Genomic DNA, 13653 nt, shown 5'->3' with positions numbered 1-13653 from the left:
CCGGTTTAGAAGTTTTGAACCACACGCACCCGCACGTTGTGGGAGCGGTTCCAGTTGCCCATGAGGTAGATGGTCACCATGGCGCCCGGCCGGGCGTCCAGGAAGAAGGAGGCCAGCGGCTCCACCGCCCCGTAGCCGGGGAGGAAGTAGTCGGGGATCACCACGGGCATATCCTCCACCGTCTCGATGTCGGTATAGTCCAGGGGGAGGACGTAGGGGGTCTGGGCGATGTACATGTCGTACTGCCCGGCCCTGGCCCTGCGGAAGGTGGTGACCTCCTTGAAGCGCACGTCGCTGAAGACCACCCGGCCGTCGGTGAGGATCACGTCCAGCCCGGGGCTGTTGTACATCAGGTTCGCCGTCCGCACGCAGGCCCGGTTGGTGCCCCGGCTGAAGCAGGGCCGGTCGTCCACCCGCACCAGATCCACCCCGGCCCCGGAGCGGACCACCGCCAGGGTGACGATCTCCCGGTTGGAGAAGGGCACGGCGGAGCGGAAGAGGACAGTCCAGGGGAAGCGGGCGTCGGCCAGAACCAGATTGCGGAACCCGGCGGAGACGGTGTAGTAGCCGGTGAGGCTGCCGGGGGCCAGATTGGTGGCCAGCAGCCGGTTGCCCAGGCTGACCCGCAGGGGGACGCCGTCGGTGACCGCGTTGAGGAAGCGGACGTAGGCAAAGGAGGGGCTGGGGCTGGGGTTGGCCACGGGGCCGCCCTCGCCGAAGTCGGGGAGCATGTTGCCGGGGGTCTGGCTGCCGTCGGCCACGGGCCCGCCCTCGCCGAAATCGGGGAGCATGCCGCCGGGAGTCTGGCTGCCGCCGCCCACGGGGCCGCCCTCACCGAAGTCGGGGAGCATGCCGCCGGGGGTCTGGCTGCCGCCGCCCACGGGGCCGCCCTCGCCGAAATCGGGGAGCATGCCGCCGGGGGTCTGGCCGCCGCCCACAGGGCCGCCCTCGCCCACGTCGGGCAGGGGGACGACGGGGGTGGCGCCGCTGTCGACGGCCCCGCCCTCACCGGGCATGGGCAGGGGAGCAACGGGCACGTCCCGTCCGGCCACCCGGCCGAGAGGGGCGCTGAAGTTGGTTTCCATGTTGAAAACTCCTTTCATTGGAGAAGGATGGTGTGCCCCCAACCAAGGCAGGGGGTCACACCATCCTATGCGGGAAAGGAAAAAAGGGGCCGGGAGGGATCACCCTCCCGGCCCTTTCTGGCGAAAGCGGATGGGAATCGAACCCACCGGGGCGGGTCTGCCGCCCCCAACGGTTTTGAAGACCGCGCGGCCCACCAGGACCGCTCCGCTTCCATATCAATGCCGGCATTTTCCCGGCACGGCCATGCGGGAAAAATCTTTGCACCGTACCCCGAAAGCCCTCCCTGGCGCGGGCTTTCGGGGCCTTGGATCTCTCACAAAGCATCTGCCCTCCTCTCCTGAGAGGGGGGCGGCATTTTTTTAATGCTCTAGCAGGACCCGGCCGTCCCCCAACCGGCGGGTGAGGCCCAGCCCATCCCAGTATTCCAGCAGCAGGAGGGCGGCGTCCCGGTTTACTCCGGCGGCGTCCCGGAACTGGGCCAGGGTGACCCGTTCGCACTGGGAGAAGAGCCTTCGCAAAATGGCCAGGGCCCTGTCATAAGAGGATTTTCCCATGCGCCGCCGGTGGGCGTAGGGGATGAGGAGCCCCTCCTCCTCCAGCCTGCGGCCCGCCTGCCGGGCCAGGGCGGCGTCCCGGCCGAAGAGGGCCTCCACACGGGCATTTTCCGGCGGGGCCAGACCGAAGGCCTCATAGCGCGCCAGCAGGGCGTCCCGCACGGGAAGGAGCTGGGGGGGCCAGGCGGGGACAAAGCCGGGCAGGGACGCCGTGGGACCCTCCAGCCGGATGGATCCTTCCTGGGCCAGGGCCTCCGCCGCGGCGTCGGGGAGGAGGGCGCGCAGCTCCTCCCGGCCCATGCCGGGGGAGAGGGGGTGGGCGGCGTGGTATTCCCACAGCCCCTTCTCCGCTTTTTGGCGAAACAGGGAGAGGGCCTCCCGGCTGATCCATTCTCCCCCCAGGGGCAGGGCGTCGTCCAGCCCCGCCAGCAGCTCCGCCGCCTCCCCCTCCGACAGGCCCAGCTGCCGGGCCAAAGTGCCGGTGGACAGGGGGGCCCCCGCCCGCCGGAGAAGCAGGCGGGCCAGAGCGGGGCGGCCCTGGGCCCGGATCGCCTCCAGGCCGGGCAGGACGGCCTCCCGCCGCCTGTGCCTGGGGGCCAGGGGATCAAGCACCCTCCCGCCTCCCAGGGTGGCGGCGGGGGAGAGGGCGCGCAGGACGAACCGGTCCAGGGGCCGGAGGGCGGCGGGAGCATCCAGCCGGAGCTGGACGAAGCCGGCCCCGCCGGGGGCCAAAGCCTGCCCCCCCAGGGGGAAGGCCCGCCCCGTCACCCAGCCGGAGCCATGGTAAAACCGAAGGGGGGTCCCAGAGGAGAGGGGGAGGGGACTTTTTTCCCACACCGTGACGAAGGCATCCAGCTGGTCGGTTAGGAGAAGGGAGCCGGGGGCGGCGGCGGTCATGCCCCGGGACAGCGCCCCCGCCTCCACCCCCGCCAGGTTGAGGGCGGCCCGGCTCCCGGCGGAGAGGGCGTCTTTCGCCTCTCCGTGGCGCTGGAGCCCCCGGACCCGGACCAGGGTGTCACCGGGGAAAAGCTGAAGGGTGTCCCCCGTTTGAACCCTCCCGTCCCAGATGGTGCCGGTGATGACGGCCCCGAAGCCGTCCACGGAAAAGGCCCGGTCCACCGGCAGGCGGAAGGGCCGCCCCTCCTCCCGGGGAGGACAGGCGGCGGCCAGAGCCGACAGGGCGGCTTTCAGCTCCCCCAGCCCCTCCCCCGTCCGGGCGGAGACGGGCAGGATGGGAGCCCCCTCCAGAATGGTGCCTCGGAGGGCCAGGGCCAGGGCGTCCCGCCGCGCCTCCCGCTCCGCCGGGGAGAGGAGGTCGGCCTTGGTGAGGGCCGCTGCGCCCCGCTCCACCCCCAGCAGGGTGAGCAGCTCCAGATGTTCCCAGGTCTGGGGCATGGGTCCCTCCCGGCCGTCCACCGCCAGGAGGAGGGCGTCCACCCCCCCGCTGGCGGAGAGCAGGTTGTGGATGAATTTTTCGTGTCCGGGGCCATCCACCAGGCTGATGAGAGCCCCCTCCAGCCGGAGGGGGGCAAAGCCCGGCTCGATGGTGAGGCCCCGGCGCTTTTCCTCGGCCAGGGCGTCGGTGTCCACCCCGGTGAGGGCGCGGGTCAGGGCGGTCTTGCCGTGGTCCACGTGTCCGGCCACGGCGAAGGTGAGGGCCCTCACAGGGCCGCCGCCACCGCCCGGCAGACGGCCTCCTCGTCTCCGGGGCGCAGGGTGCGCACGTCCAGGGCCACCTTTCCCCGGCGGAGAAGCCCCACCACCGGCGTGGGCCCGGCCCGGAGGGCGGCCTCCAGCTTCTCCGGGGTGAGGGCGGCGGGGGCCAGGGTCACCAGGGCGGTGGGCAGGCTGACGCCGGGCAGGGCTCCGCCCCCGGCCTCGCTCTCGCCGGGCTCCACCGCCAGGGCGCACCCGGCCCCGCAGACCGGCTCCAGGGCTTGGGCCAGGGCTTTGGCCCGGCCCTCCAATTCCTCCAGGGGGGCGGAGAGCATGGCCAGGGTGGGGATGTCCCGTCTGGCCTGGGCCGGGTCCTGGTAGAGCTGAAGGGTGGCCTCCAGGGCGGCCAGGGTCTCCTTTCCCGGCCGGAGGGCCCGGACCATGGGGTGGGCCTTGAGGAGGTCCACGGCCCACTTCCGCCCCACCAGGATGCCGGCCTGGGGCCCACCCAGCAGCTTGTCCCCGGAAAAGCACACCAGGTCGGCCCCCGCCCGGACGGCCTCGGCCACCGAGGGGGTGCCCTCGGAGAGCCCCAGGAGCCTGGGGGGCAGGAGAAGCCCGCCGCCCAGGTCGTAAAGGACGCTCAGCCCGTAGGCCCGGCCCAGCCCCACCAGCTCGGAGAGGGAGGTCTCCTGGGTGTAGCCCACCAGCTTGTAATTGGAGGTGTGGACCTTGAGCAGGTATTGAACCTTCCCGGCCTCCACGGCGGCCCGGTAGTCGGCCTGCCGGGTGCGGTTGGTGGTGCCCACCTCCACCAGCTCCGCCCCGCTCTGGGCCATGATGTCGGGCATGCGGAAGCTGCCGCCGATCTCCACCAGCTCCCCCCGGGACAGGGCCACCCCCTTGCCCTGGGCCAGGGCGGTGAGGGCCAGGAGGACGGCGGCGGCGTTGTTGCCCACCACCAGGGCCCCCTCGGCCCCGGTCAGGTCCCGGAGGAGGGCCTCGATCCGGCCGCCCCGGTCCCCCCGGCGGCCGGTGTCAAGGTCGTATTCCAGGGCGCAGTACCCCCCGGCCCCGGCCATGGCCTCCAGGGCGGCGTTAGCCAGGGGGGCCCGGCCCAGGTTGGTGTGGAGCACCACCCCGGTGGCGTTCACCACCCGGCCCAGGCCGGGGGTCATGGCGCGGAGGGCCCGGCGCAGGACGGCGGCGGAGAGGGCGTCCGGGTCCGGCAGGGGCCCCTCCCCGGCCCGCAGGGCCTCCAGCTCGGCCCGGGCGGCCTGGAGCAGGACGGCGTGGGGCAGGCCGGAGTCCGCCAGGGCGGGCAGGGCCAGCAGGGCGTCCATCTTGGGCAGGTTCCGAAGCTGGGAAGGGTCCATGTCGAGCGCCTCCTTCGTATTCCGTCGGGAAAGGTGTTTTGGGATGCCGCGGGCGGTACGGGCCGCCGTGGTACCGGCGTGAGACCGGCTCCCGCAAATCTCTTACGGCTATTATACCCCGGAGGGGCGGCGGAGGGCAAGCCCCGCCCGCGGGGACTTGGTCAACCTTCACAAAAGCGGCCCTTCGAAGTAGAAAATATTGTCGTTGACAGTCCGCCGCGGGAGAGAGTAAAATGAATTGCATTGTGAAAAAGACGACAAGATCCTCTCAAAAAGGAGAACATTTTATGCGTGAATTTGAGACATCGGTACAAGAGCTGAAGGATCAGGTGCTCAAGGCTGTGGCCGAGTTGGCCTGGGAGGACCGCCTGGCCACCGGCGTCCTGGACGTGCCCGAGCAGATCGTGCCCGGCCCCGAGGCCAAGATGCGCTGCTGTATCTATAAAGAGCGGGCGGTGGTCTCCAACCGCATCAAAATGGCCATCGGGGGGGACAGCTCCAACCCGGCCATGGTGGAGGTCATGGAGGTGGCCTGCGACGAGTGCCCCGTGACCCAGATCGAAGTGGGCCCCGCCTGCCGGGGCTGTATCGCCACCCGGTGCATGCACTCCTGCCCCAAGGACGCCATCACCATCATCAACCACAAGGCCGTCATTGACCACTCCAAGTGCATCACCTGCGGCAAGTGCGTCTCCGCCTGCCCCTACGGCGCCATTGAAAAGCACCAGCGCCCCTGCGAGCGGGGCTGTGCCCCCGGCGCCATCACCATGGGCGAGGACAAGAAGGCGGCCATCGACGTCAATAAGTGCATCGCCTGCGGCAGCTGTGTCTACCAGTGCCCCTTCGGCGCCATCATGGACAAATCTTACATCGTGGACGTGATCCAGATGCTCCGGGGCGCCGCCCGGTGGGACTTCCGGGTCTACGCCGTGCTGGCCCCCTCCATCGCCGGGCAGTTCGCCCCCGCCAAGCTGGGCCAGGTGGTCACGGGATTGAAGATGCTGGGCTTCTACGACGTGGCCGAGGTGGCCCTGGGTGCCGATATGACCGCCAAGGCCGAGAGCGAGGAGCTGGTGGAGAAGGGCAAGCTCCTCTCCTCCTGCTGCCCCGCCTTCGTGGACTACGTGGAGAAGAACTTCCCCGACCTGGCCCCCCTGATCTCCCACACCCCCTCTCCCATGGTGATGATCGGCAAGCGCATCAAGGAGAAGGACCCCCGGGCCCGGGTGGTCTTTGTGGGCCCCTGCGTGGCCAAGAAGCGGGAGTTCCAGCTGGGCAAGACCATGGGCACCATCGACTGCGCCATCACCTTTGAGGAGCTCTACCCCCTCTTCGAGTCCAAGGGTATCGACATCGAGAGCCTGGAGGAGACCCCTCTGGACGAGGCCAGCGGCTTCGGCCGCTCCTTCGCCCACTCCGGCGGCGTGGCCGCCGCCGTGGCCGAGGGGTTGAAGGAGCACGAGGTCACCGAGGAGCAGTTCAAGCTCAACGCCGTTTCCTGCAGCGGTATCGCCGCCTGTAAGGCCGAGCTGATGAAGATGGCCAAGGGCATCGGCGACGTGAACTTCATCGAGGGCATGGCCTGCGAGGGCGGCTGCGTCCAGGGGGCGGGCATCCTCATCCGCAGCCCCCGCAACCAGGTGGACGTGCAAAAGCACGCCAAGGAGGCCCAGGACCGCACCATCCTGGGTGCCCTGGAGGCCGACGGGCTGGAGGCAGCGAAGCAATAACAAAAAGGAACGGGCCGGGAGCAAACGCTCCCGGCCCGATTTTTTTGATTTGCCGTCAATCCAAACGGAAATCTTCGTCCTTCAACCGGCTGGTGTCCAGGGTGGCCGGCTTGGGCGGGGTCCGCTTCAGGGGATCGTAGCGAAAGCCGGAACAGCTCCCGCCGGCGGCCACCACGCCCCTCCGGGCGCAGAGGATCTGTCCGTCCGTCAGAGGGGCGCCCTTGGCGCAGTAGGTGCAGCGGGGCTCGATCTTCTTCTGGAACAGCATGGGCTCTCCTCCTCGGCGGGGTTCTCTCGTCAATTTTGACCGCTGTGAAATTTGGCATAACTGCCGTAATTATAATTATTATATCATGTTCCGACGGCCTTTACCACAGGTTTTTCGACCCTTTTTGAGGCCCATGGCCGCCGCCAGGAAAAACAGAAGAAAAACCACCCAGGCCGCCGCGGTGGAGATGGTAAGGGCGGTGTAAAAATCCGTCCCTGCGATCCCCGCCACCTGCTGAACCAGGTAGGCCGACACCGGCTCCTCCAGGGGGAAAAGGCGGAACAGCAGGGCGGTGAGACCGGCGGAGAGGACCCCGTGGAGCAGCTTGCCGCCGATGTAGGTGCGGATATTCAGCCCGCTGGAGCCCAGGAAGGAGAGGACCTGGCAGTGGACCGACACCCCGGCCCAGCCCAGCATGAAGGCCGCCATGGACAGCTTGCCCGCCAGAGAGCCGTCCCCGCTGAGGGTGGAGACCCCGGAGGAGAGCTCCAGCGCTCCGGTGAGGAGCCGCTCGGCCCAGGCCTGGGTGAAGCCCAGGGGGGCCAGGAGCCGCCCCAGCAGCTCCGCCAGGGCGGGGAGGATGCCGGAGCGGAAGCAAAGCTGGATGATGACGGTGAAGCACACCACGAAGGCGCAGATGTTGAGCACCGAGGCGAGGGAGTCCTTTACGGCCCCAGTGAAGGCGGAGGTGAAGCGCTGGGCGGCGATGGGGGGACTGGGCCGGGGCTCCCGGCTGTCCCGGTCCCGCCAGTGGTAGAATCGGAAGAGAAGGCCCACGCAGACCGAGGCGGCGGCGTGGGTGACGCACAGGAGGATGCCCACCCGGCTGTCGGCGAAGATGCCCGCCCCCACTACCCCCAGGATGAAGGCGGGGCCGGAATTGTTGCAGAAGGCCAGCAGCCGCTCGGCCTCGGTCTTGGTGCACTGGCCGCTCTCATAGAGGGTGAGGGCCGACCGGGCCCCCACGGGATAGCCCCCGATGAACCCCAGGGCCAGGGCGGCGGCGCAGGAGCCGCTGACGTGGAAAAGGGGGCGCATGACGGGCTCCAGGAGCCGCCCCAAATAACCCGCCAGCCCCAGGGAGATGACCAGGGAGGAGAGGATAAAGAAGGGGAAGAGGGAGGGGATGATCACGTTGTAGCAAAGCCCCAGGCCGCTGCGGACGGCGGCGCTGATCTCCTTGGGCCAGCAGATGAGGGCCAGGGCGCAGCACAGAAGGGCCACCCCCGCGCAGATCTCCCGAAACCCCTCCCTGGACAGCAGCCGTCCCATTCCCATCACCTCCGCCAAAGCTCAGATATACCCTAAACCCTATGCGGCGGAGGAGAGGGCTATGCCTGGAATGCCCCCTCAAAAAGCTGATAATCCTGGGCCAGTTTGGGCCATAATGGATAGGAGCCCCGGTGGAGGACCCAGTCCACCACCACCCCCCGGAAGTGGCGGAAGAAAAACTCCGCCGTCCACTCCGGCGTGAAGGAGGGGGAGAGGACCCCCTCCCGGTCCAGGGCGGTGAGGCAGTCCAGCATGGCCCGGAGGGTGAAGCGCTGGGGGGACATGGAGGCGGCGGCGGGGTCGGCCAGCCGTCGGCCGTAGTAGAGGGCCACCGTCTCCCACCCCTGGTCCTCCATGTACTGGGCGTAGAGCCGCAGCAGGGCCTCCAGCCGCTCCATGGGGGGGCGGTCCAGATAGGGGGCCAGGGCCTCCTCCATGTAGGCGTCCAGGGAGGAAAAGCCCTGGTTCAAAAGATCCTCCTTGCAGGAGAAGTGGTGGTAAAAGGCCCCGGTGGTCACCCCGGCGGCGGAACAGACGTCCCGGATGGTCACCTTGTCGAAGCCCCGCTCCCGGGTGAGGCGGACCGCCGAGTCCAGGATGGCCCGGCGGGTTTCCTGGGCCCGGGCCTGCCTGCGTGCCTGATAATCCATGCCGTGCCCTCCTTGACAGAAGTTTTAGAAACCCTTATAATACTCACATAACACTGTTATCCCAATTATACGGTGACGGCGGCGGGCTGTCAACCGATGGAGGAATATTGCTTTGAATCCTGAAAAGATCGCCTTCCTGGTGGATTCCTGCGCCGACCTTTTGGAGCGGCACCGGCAGGATAAGCCCATCTACACGGTGCCTCTGCGCATCTCCTGCACCGACGGGGAGTTCAGCGATGGGGAGGACATCTCCGCCGAGGAGGTGTACCGCCGTCTGGAGATGGGCCAGCTGCCCCGCACCTCCCTGCCCGACATGCTGCGGGTGGCCGAGACCCTGGACCGGATCAAGGCCGACGGCTACGAGCGGGTCATCGCCCTGCCCCTGTCCTCCGGCCTCTCCGGGACCTACAATATGGTGCGGCTCCAGTGCATGGCCCGCAGGGACCTGGAGGCGGTGGCCTTCGATACCCTCAGCGGGTCCCTGGGCATCGGCATCGTGGTCCTCCAGCTGTGGGAGGACATCCAGGCGGGCATGGGCTGGGACGCCCTGATCGGCCGGCGGGTGCCCTATCTGCTGAAAAACACCTTCCCCTACTTCTCGGTGGACACCCTGGAATACCTCCAGAAGGGCGGGCGCATCGGGAAGGTCACCGCCCTGGCGGGGACCCTGCTGAGCATCAAGCCCCTCATCACCTTCGCCTCCGACGGACAGCTCCAGTCCATCGCCAAGGTCCGGGGCCGCAGGCAGGTCCAGGGCAAGCTCATCGAGCTGGTGAAGGCCCATCTGGGGGACCACAAGCAGTTCAACCTGGCGGTGGCCAACGGCGGCGCGGCGGAGGAGATGGAGGAGCTGAAGGCCGGCCTTCTGGCCGCCCTGCCCGGCTGCCGGCACATCTGGGACTCCCAGCTGGACGCCACCCTCAGCGTCTACATCGGCAAGGGCGTTCTGGGGGCGGGCATCCAGCTCTTGGACGAGACAGTATAAAAAAACGGGGGCCTCTCCTATGGAGAGGCCCCCGTTTTTTCAATGGTTCAGCCACTCCTCGGCCTGCTTGGCGGCCATGGCCCCGTCGGCGGCGGCGGTGACCAGCTGCCGCAGGTCCCGGGTGCGGCAGTCCCCGGCGGCAAACAGGCCAGGGACGTTGGTGCGGCAATCCTCCCCCGCCTTGATATAACCCCACTGGTCCAGCTCCACGGGGGGCGAGAAGGGCAGGTTGTCCGGCTCCAGCCCCACGGCCACAAAGACCCCCTGGACGGGCAGGTCCAGCTCCCCCTCGGGGCCGTCGATCCGCAGGCCTTGGACCTGGTGGTCCCCCAGGATGGCCCGGACGGTGCTGTTCATGCGGCGCTGGATGCTGCCCGTCTTCTCCACCTGCCGGATGAGCCGGGCCTCTCCCCGGAAGGCCTCCCTCCGGTGGACCAGCCACACCCGGGGGCACAGCCGGGCCAGGAAGAGGGCGTCCTCCAGGGCGGTGCTGCCGCCCCCCACCACGGCCACGTCCTTCCCCTGAAAAAAGGCCCCGTCGCAGACGGCGCACCAGCTGACGCCCTTGCCCGCGAGGCTCTCCTCCCCGGGCACGCCCAGCTTCCGCCGTTTGGCCCCGGGGGCCAGGATGACGGTGCGGGCCTCCAGGAGCCCGTTGGCCGCCTTGATTTGAAAGCCGCCCTCCTGGACCGACAGGGCCTCGGCCCGGCTGAACAGGAGCCCGGCCCCCAGGGTCTCGGCCTGCTTCCACAGGGCCTGGGCGAAGTCGGCCCCCGCCATCCGCAGGCTCCCCGGCCAGTTCTCAATGTCCGCCGTCACGGCGGCCTGGCCGCCGATGAGGGTGCCCTCCAGGATCAGCGTGGACAGCCCCGCCCGCCGGGCGTAGACGGCGGCGGTAAGCCCCGCCGGGCCCGCACCGATGATAATGACGTCATAAACCATAAAAACATCCCCTCCTACCGGGCAGTTTGCCGGAGGAGGGGATGTTTTATACGGGGGGATTTCCTTTAGACGGGCGTTTTGGGAAGAATGAGGTTCCCCTCATCCACCCCTTCGGGGCGCCTGGAGGTGAATTGCCCCGGAGGGGCAAGACAAGGTGAGACGCCAAAGGCGGCGAGAGGGGCCCCTGGGGGCGAGGCCACCCTGGGGTGTCCCTCAGGGGGAAGGCTAAGAGGCGCTATTTGATCTCGGGGAAGCTGACCACGGCCTTGAAGAGGTCCCCGTCCACGTCCAGCCGGAACAGCCCGCCCTGGAGCTCGGTGAGGCTCCGGGCGATGGAGAGGCCCAGGCCGGAGCCCTCGGTGGTGCGGCTCTCGTCCCCCCGGACGAAGCGCTCCATGAGCTGCTCGGCGGGGACGTTCAGCTGGCTGGCGGAGATGTTTTTCAGGGAGAGGGTCACGTAGCCGTCCCAGGATACCAGGTCCAGATAGACCCGGGTGCCGGGCATGGCGTACTTGACGCAGTTGCCCATGAGATTGTCCAGGATGCGCCAGAAGTGGCGGCCGTCGGCGCTGACGTAGACCTCCTCCTCGGTGAGGCTCACCACGGGGGTGAGCCCGGCGTCGGCGAACTTCTCGGCGTACTCCCCAAGGGCCTGGGTCACCAGCTGGGTCACCCCCAGCCGCTCGGGGCTCACCGTCAGGGCCCCCGTGGAGGCCTTGGAGGCCTCCACCAGGTCCTCCGTCAGCTTTTTCAGCCGCTGGCTCTTCCGGTCCAGCACCTCGATATACTCCTTGGCCTTCTCGTCCTGGATGTCCTCCTTCTTCAGCAGGTCCACGTAGTTGATGATGGAGGTGAGGGGGGTCTTCAGGTCGTGGGAGACGTTGGTGATGAGCTCGGCCTTCATCCGCTCCGACTTCATCCGCTCCTCCACCGCAGAGTTGATGGCGGAGCCCAGGTCGTTGAGTTGCCCGGCGTGCTCCAGCAGGTCGGGGAAGCGCCGCATGCCGGAGACGTCGATGACGGTGTCGGGGGCGCCGCCCACGATGGCCTGGGTGCCCGTGCGGATGTTCTTCCACTCCTTGACCCACCGGCACAGCAGCCACAGCACGAAGCCCTGGTAGAAGGGGATGAGGATGATGGTGGCCGTGGTGATAAGGGTGCCCAGCAGATAGAGGGCGAAGAGGATGACGGCCCGCTTGGTGACGTCCCAATTCCCGAAGGTGGCCCGCCACCAGCTCCCGATATAGCCGCAGCCCCGGCCGATCCAGGCGCAGAGGCGCCAAATGAGGGTGTTGCGGAGAAGCGTGTGGGTCTTGCACCGGGTGGCGGTGGTCATGAGGAGGGCGGCGTAGAGGCCGAACCCGGCGGCCAGGGCAGTCCCGGACACCCCGTAGAGGGCGTCGGCGTAGGGTTCGCCCCCATAGTAGAAAATGACGCTCTCAAGGCCCTGGATGGCGATGGCCGTACAGCCGGCGATGGCGGTAATGGACAGGCAGAGATAGAGATCGTAGGGGATCTTGTCCTGCCAGTTGCGGACGAAGGTGCCGTATCCCTTCCGCCGCCCGGCGCAGCACAGGAGGAACACCGAGAAGGCGAGGAAGGACAGGGTGGAGATGCAGGTGAGGTAGAGGTAATCCATGTCCCCCTTGGTAAAGGAGTCCCGGGCCTCGGTGAAGGCGTCCTGTACCGGCAGGGTGCTGTCCACGCCGTACTCGATGGCCAGCTCCAAGCGGTCCTCCGAATTGCCGCTGTCGGGCGGGTAGGGGGTGGTGTACTCGCGGCCGATGTCGTCATAGTAGGTGTACATCCCCGTGTCGTCGTCATAGTCCGTGCTGTAGTAGGAGGGAGACCAGTTTCGCACGGAGGTCCTCACGTCGCTCACGCCCGCCAGGCTGTCCTCTCCCTTGGAGCTGAACAGGATCTCGCCGGTGGCGTTGTCCCGAACGATGTAGCGGAAGTTGGTGGAAGAGGGGCTCAGGACTTCTTCCCAGTACGCGTAGTCCCTCTGCTCCGTGTAGGTCAAGGTGCCGCCGTAGGTCAATTTTTTTTCGTAGTCCAGTAGGGCCATGAGCTGGGAATACCTGTCGTTCATGGCCTGGCCGTAGGCGGCGGAGGAGGTGTAGTCCCCAATGTCGAACAGGGTGTCCCAGTGGACGCCGCAGTAGACCCAGCCGAAGAAGGAGGCCACGCCCAGCGAGATGGTGATGAGGATGGCGAGGGCTTTCACCCAGGCGTTGGAACGCAGATCGTGTTTCATCATGATTTCTCCATTTTATACCCCAGGCCCCACACCACCTTGATGTAGCGGGGGTTGGCGGGGTCAATCTCAATTTTTTCCCGCAGGTGGCGGATGTGCACGGCCACGGTGTTTTCCGAGCCGTAAGCCGGGTCGTTCCACACCTGCTCATAGATCTGGGCGGTGGAAAAGACCTGGCCGGGGCGCTGGAGGAGGAGGCGCAGGATGTTGAACTCCAGGGGGGTGAGGTTCACCTGCTCCCCGTCCACCGTGACGGTCTTGGCGGCGTCGTCCAGGGCGATGCCGCCGTTCTTCAGGAGGTTGGCCTCCTCCTCGGGGAGGGCGCCGCCCCGGCCGCCCAGGGTGGTGTACCGCCGCAGCTGGCTCTTCACCCGGGCCATCACCTCCATGGGATTGAAGGGCTTGGTGACGTAGTCGTCCGCCCCGATGTTCAGCCCCAGCACCTTGTCGGCGTCCTCGCTCTTGGCGGTGAGGAGGATGATGGGCACGTTGCACTTCTCCCGCAGCTTGGCGGTGGCCCGGATGCCGTCCAGGTTGGGCATCATCACATCCATGAGGATGAGATGGATGTCCTGCTCCTCCACCACTTTCAAGGCCTGCCGGCCGTCGTAGGCGGAAAAGGTCTGGTAGCCCTCGGCCGTGAGATAGATGTCCAGGGCGGAGACGATGTCCTTGTCGTCGTCGCAGATCAGGATGTTATACATGCGATCACCTCATGCTCCCCAGTATAGGGAGAATATTTTAAAACGAAAGGGGGGAAAGTTTTAAGAACCATTTAAAATAGAGTATAACACAAAAAAGGGCGGATTTCTCTTCTGTAAAAGGAATCTTGCGGTACGGACCGGTTTGCCGCCGTCAAAAAAGAGGCGATACGCCG

11 protein-coding genes and 1 tRNA gene are annotated in these 13653 nt (G+C 67.5%); 2 read left to right on the top strand and 10 right to left on the bottom strand.

Annotation, left to right across the window (positions count from 1 at the left end):
• Window positions 1-5: 5 nt before the first annotated feature.
• The 4 genes from AAEU42_RS07050 to selA all read right to left on the bottom strand — a co-directional run bounded on the left by AAEU42_RS07050 (window position 6) and on the right by selA (window position 4672).
• Complete coding sequence (locus tag AAEU42_RS07050) at window positions 6-1085, bottom strand: DUF4397 domain-containing protein (protein WP_342232826.1); 1080 nt, start codon at window positions 1083-1085, stop codon at window positions 6-8.
• 118 nt (window positions 1086-1203) lie between these two features.
• Window positions 1204-1298: transfer RNA gene (locus tag AAEU42_RS07045), tRNA-Sec, on the bottom strand.
• A gap of 147 nt (window positions 1299-1445) precedes the next feature.
• Window positions 1446-3305, bottom strand: a complete 1860-nt coding sequence (gene selB, locus AAEU42_RS07040; RefSeq protein ID WP_342232825.1) for a selenocysteine-specific translation elongation factor — start codon at window positions 3303-3305, stop codon at window positions 1446-1448.
• On the bottom strand, window positions 3302-4672 hold the full coding sequence (selA, locus tag AAEU42_RS07035) for an L-seryl-tRNA(Sec) selenium transferase (RefSeq protein WP_342232824.1): 1371 nt from the start codon (window positions 4670-4672) through the stop codon (window positions 3302-3304). The genes selB and selA overlap by 4 nt, the downstream gene beginning before the upstream one ends.
• 287 nt (window positions 4673-4959) lie before the next feature.
• Between selA and AAEU42_RS07030 the strand changes: the two genes are divergently transcribed.
• A complete protein-coding gene (locus AAEU42_RS07030) occupies window positions 4960-6402 on the top strand; it encodes a 4Fe-4S dicluster domain-containing protein (RefSeq protein ID WP_342232823.1) in 1443 nt (480 codons plus the stop codon).
• 55 nt (window positions 6403-6457) lie between these two features.
• Here AAEU42_RS07030 and AAEU42_RS07025 read toward each other — a convergent pair whose 3' ends face one another.
• From AAEU42_RS07025 to AAEU42_RS07015, 3 genes are all read right to left on the bottom strand, one after another.
• Window positions 6458-6670 (bottom strand): hypothetical protein, encoded by a 213-nt coding sequence (locus tag AAEU42_RS07025; protein ID WP_342232822.1) that lies wholly within the window; start codon window positions 6668-6670, stop codon window positions 6458-6460.
• A gap of 78 nt (window positions 6671-6748) precedes the next feature.
• Window positions 6749-7942 carry a nucleoside recognition domain-containing protein gene (locus AAEU42_RS07020; protein ID WP_342232821.1) on the bottom strand — a complete coding sequence of 398 codons (1194 nt, stop codon included), beginning with the start codon at window positions 7940-7942 and terminating at the stop codon, window positions 6749-6751.
• A 59-nt stretch (window positions 7943-8001) separates the two neighbouring features.
• On the bottom strand, window positions 8002-8592 hold the full coding sequence (locus tag AAEU42_RS07015) for a TetR/AcrR family transcriptional regulator (RefSeq protein WP_342232820.1): 591 nt from the start codon (window positions 8590-8592) through the stop codon (window positions 8002-8004).
• A gap of 112 nt (window positions 8593-8704) precedes the next feature.
• Here AAEU42_RS07015 and AAEU42_RS07010 point away from each other — a divergent pair, with 112 nt between their 5' ends.
• A complete protein-coding gene (locus tag AAEU42_RS07010; protein WP_342232819.1) occupies window positions 8705-9577 on the top strand; it encodes a DegV family protein in 873 nt (290 codons plus the stop codon).
• Window positions 9578-9616: 39 nt separating this feature from the next.
• Here AAEU42_RS07010 and AAEU42_RS07005 read toward each other — a convergent pair whose 3' ends face one another.
• From AAEU42_RS07005 to AAEU42_RS06995, 3 genes are all read right to left on the bottom strand, one after another.
• On the bottom strand, window positions 9617-10519 hold the full coding sequence (locus AAEU42_RS07005; RefSeq protein WP_342232818.1) for an NAD(P)/FAD-dependent oxidoreductase: 903 nt from the start codon (window positions 10517-10519) through the stop codon (window positions 9617-9619).
• A 235-nt stretch (window positions 10520-10754) separates the two neighbouring features.
• The gene (locus AAEU42_RS07000; RefSeq protein ID WP_342232817.1) at window positions 10755-12779 is read right to left on the bottom strand and encodes a sensor histidine kinase; all 2025 of its coding nucleotides are present in this window, start codon (window positions 12777-12779) and stop codon (window positions 10755-10757) included.
• The gene (locus tag AAEU42_RS06995) at window positions 12776-13480 is read right to left on the bottom strand and encodes a response regulator transcription factor (RefSeq protein ID WP_342232816.1); all 705 of its coding nucleotides are present in this window, start codon (window positions 13478-13480) and stop codon (window positions 12776-12778) included. The genes AAEU42_RS07000 and AAEU42_RS06995 overlap by 4 nt, the downstream gene beginning before the upstream one ends.
• Window positions 13481-13653: the final 173 nt, after the last annotated feature.

The sequence above is a fragment of the Pseudoflavonifractor phocaeensis genome (genome assembly GCF_038439875.1).
Classification (GTDB): Bacteria; Bacillota; Clostridia; order Oscillospirales; family Oscillospiraceae; genus Vermiculatibacterium.
Note: the sequence above shows the minus strand (reverse complement) of the source record. Positions and strands in the feature narration are given on the sequence as shown.

What these genes read in the sequence shown, in the direction of transcription:
- AAEU42_RS07050 (WP_342232826.1), bottom strand. Translation starts at nt 1,085, where the DNA reads ATGGAAACCAACTTCAGCGCCCCTCTCGGCCGGGTGGCCGGACGGGAC.
- selA (WP_342232824.1), bottom strand. Translation starts at nt 4,672, where the DNA reads ATGGACCCTTCCCAGCTTCGGAACCTGCCCAAGATGGACGCCCTGCTG.
- AAEU42_RS07030 (WP_342232823.1), top strand. Translation starts at nt 4,960, where the DNA reads ATGCGTGAATTTGAGACATCGGTACAAGAGCTGAAGGATCAGGTGCTC.
- AAEU42_RS07025 (WP_342232822.1), bottom strand. Translation starts at nt 6,670, where the DNA reads ATGCTGTTCCAGAAGAAGATCGAGCCCCGCTGCACCTACTGCGCCAAG.
- AAEU42_RS07020 (WP_342232821.1), bottom strand. Translation starts at nt 7,942, where the DNA reads ATGGGACGGCTGCTGTCCAGGGAGGGGTTTCGGGAGATCTGCGCGGGG.
- AAEU42_RS07015 (WP_342232820.1), bottom strand. Translation starts at nt 8,592, where the DNA reads ATGGATTATCAGGCACGCAGGCAGGCCCGGGCCCAGGAAACCCGCCGG.
- AAEU42_RS07005 (WP_342232818.1), bottom strand. Translation starts at nt 10,519, where the DNA reads ATGGTTTATGACGTCATTATCATCGGTGCGGGCCCGGCGGGGCTTACC.
- AAEU42_RS07000 (WP_342232817.1), bottom strand. Translation starts at nt 12,779, where the DNA reads ATGATGAAACACGATCTGCGTTCCAACGCCTGGGTGAAAGCCCTCGCC.
- AAEU42_RS06995 (WP_342232816.1), bottom strand. Translation starts at nt 13,480, where the DNA reads ATGTATAACATCCTGATCTGCGACGACGACAAGGACATCGTCTCCGCC.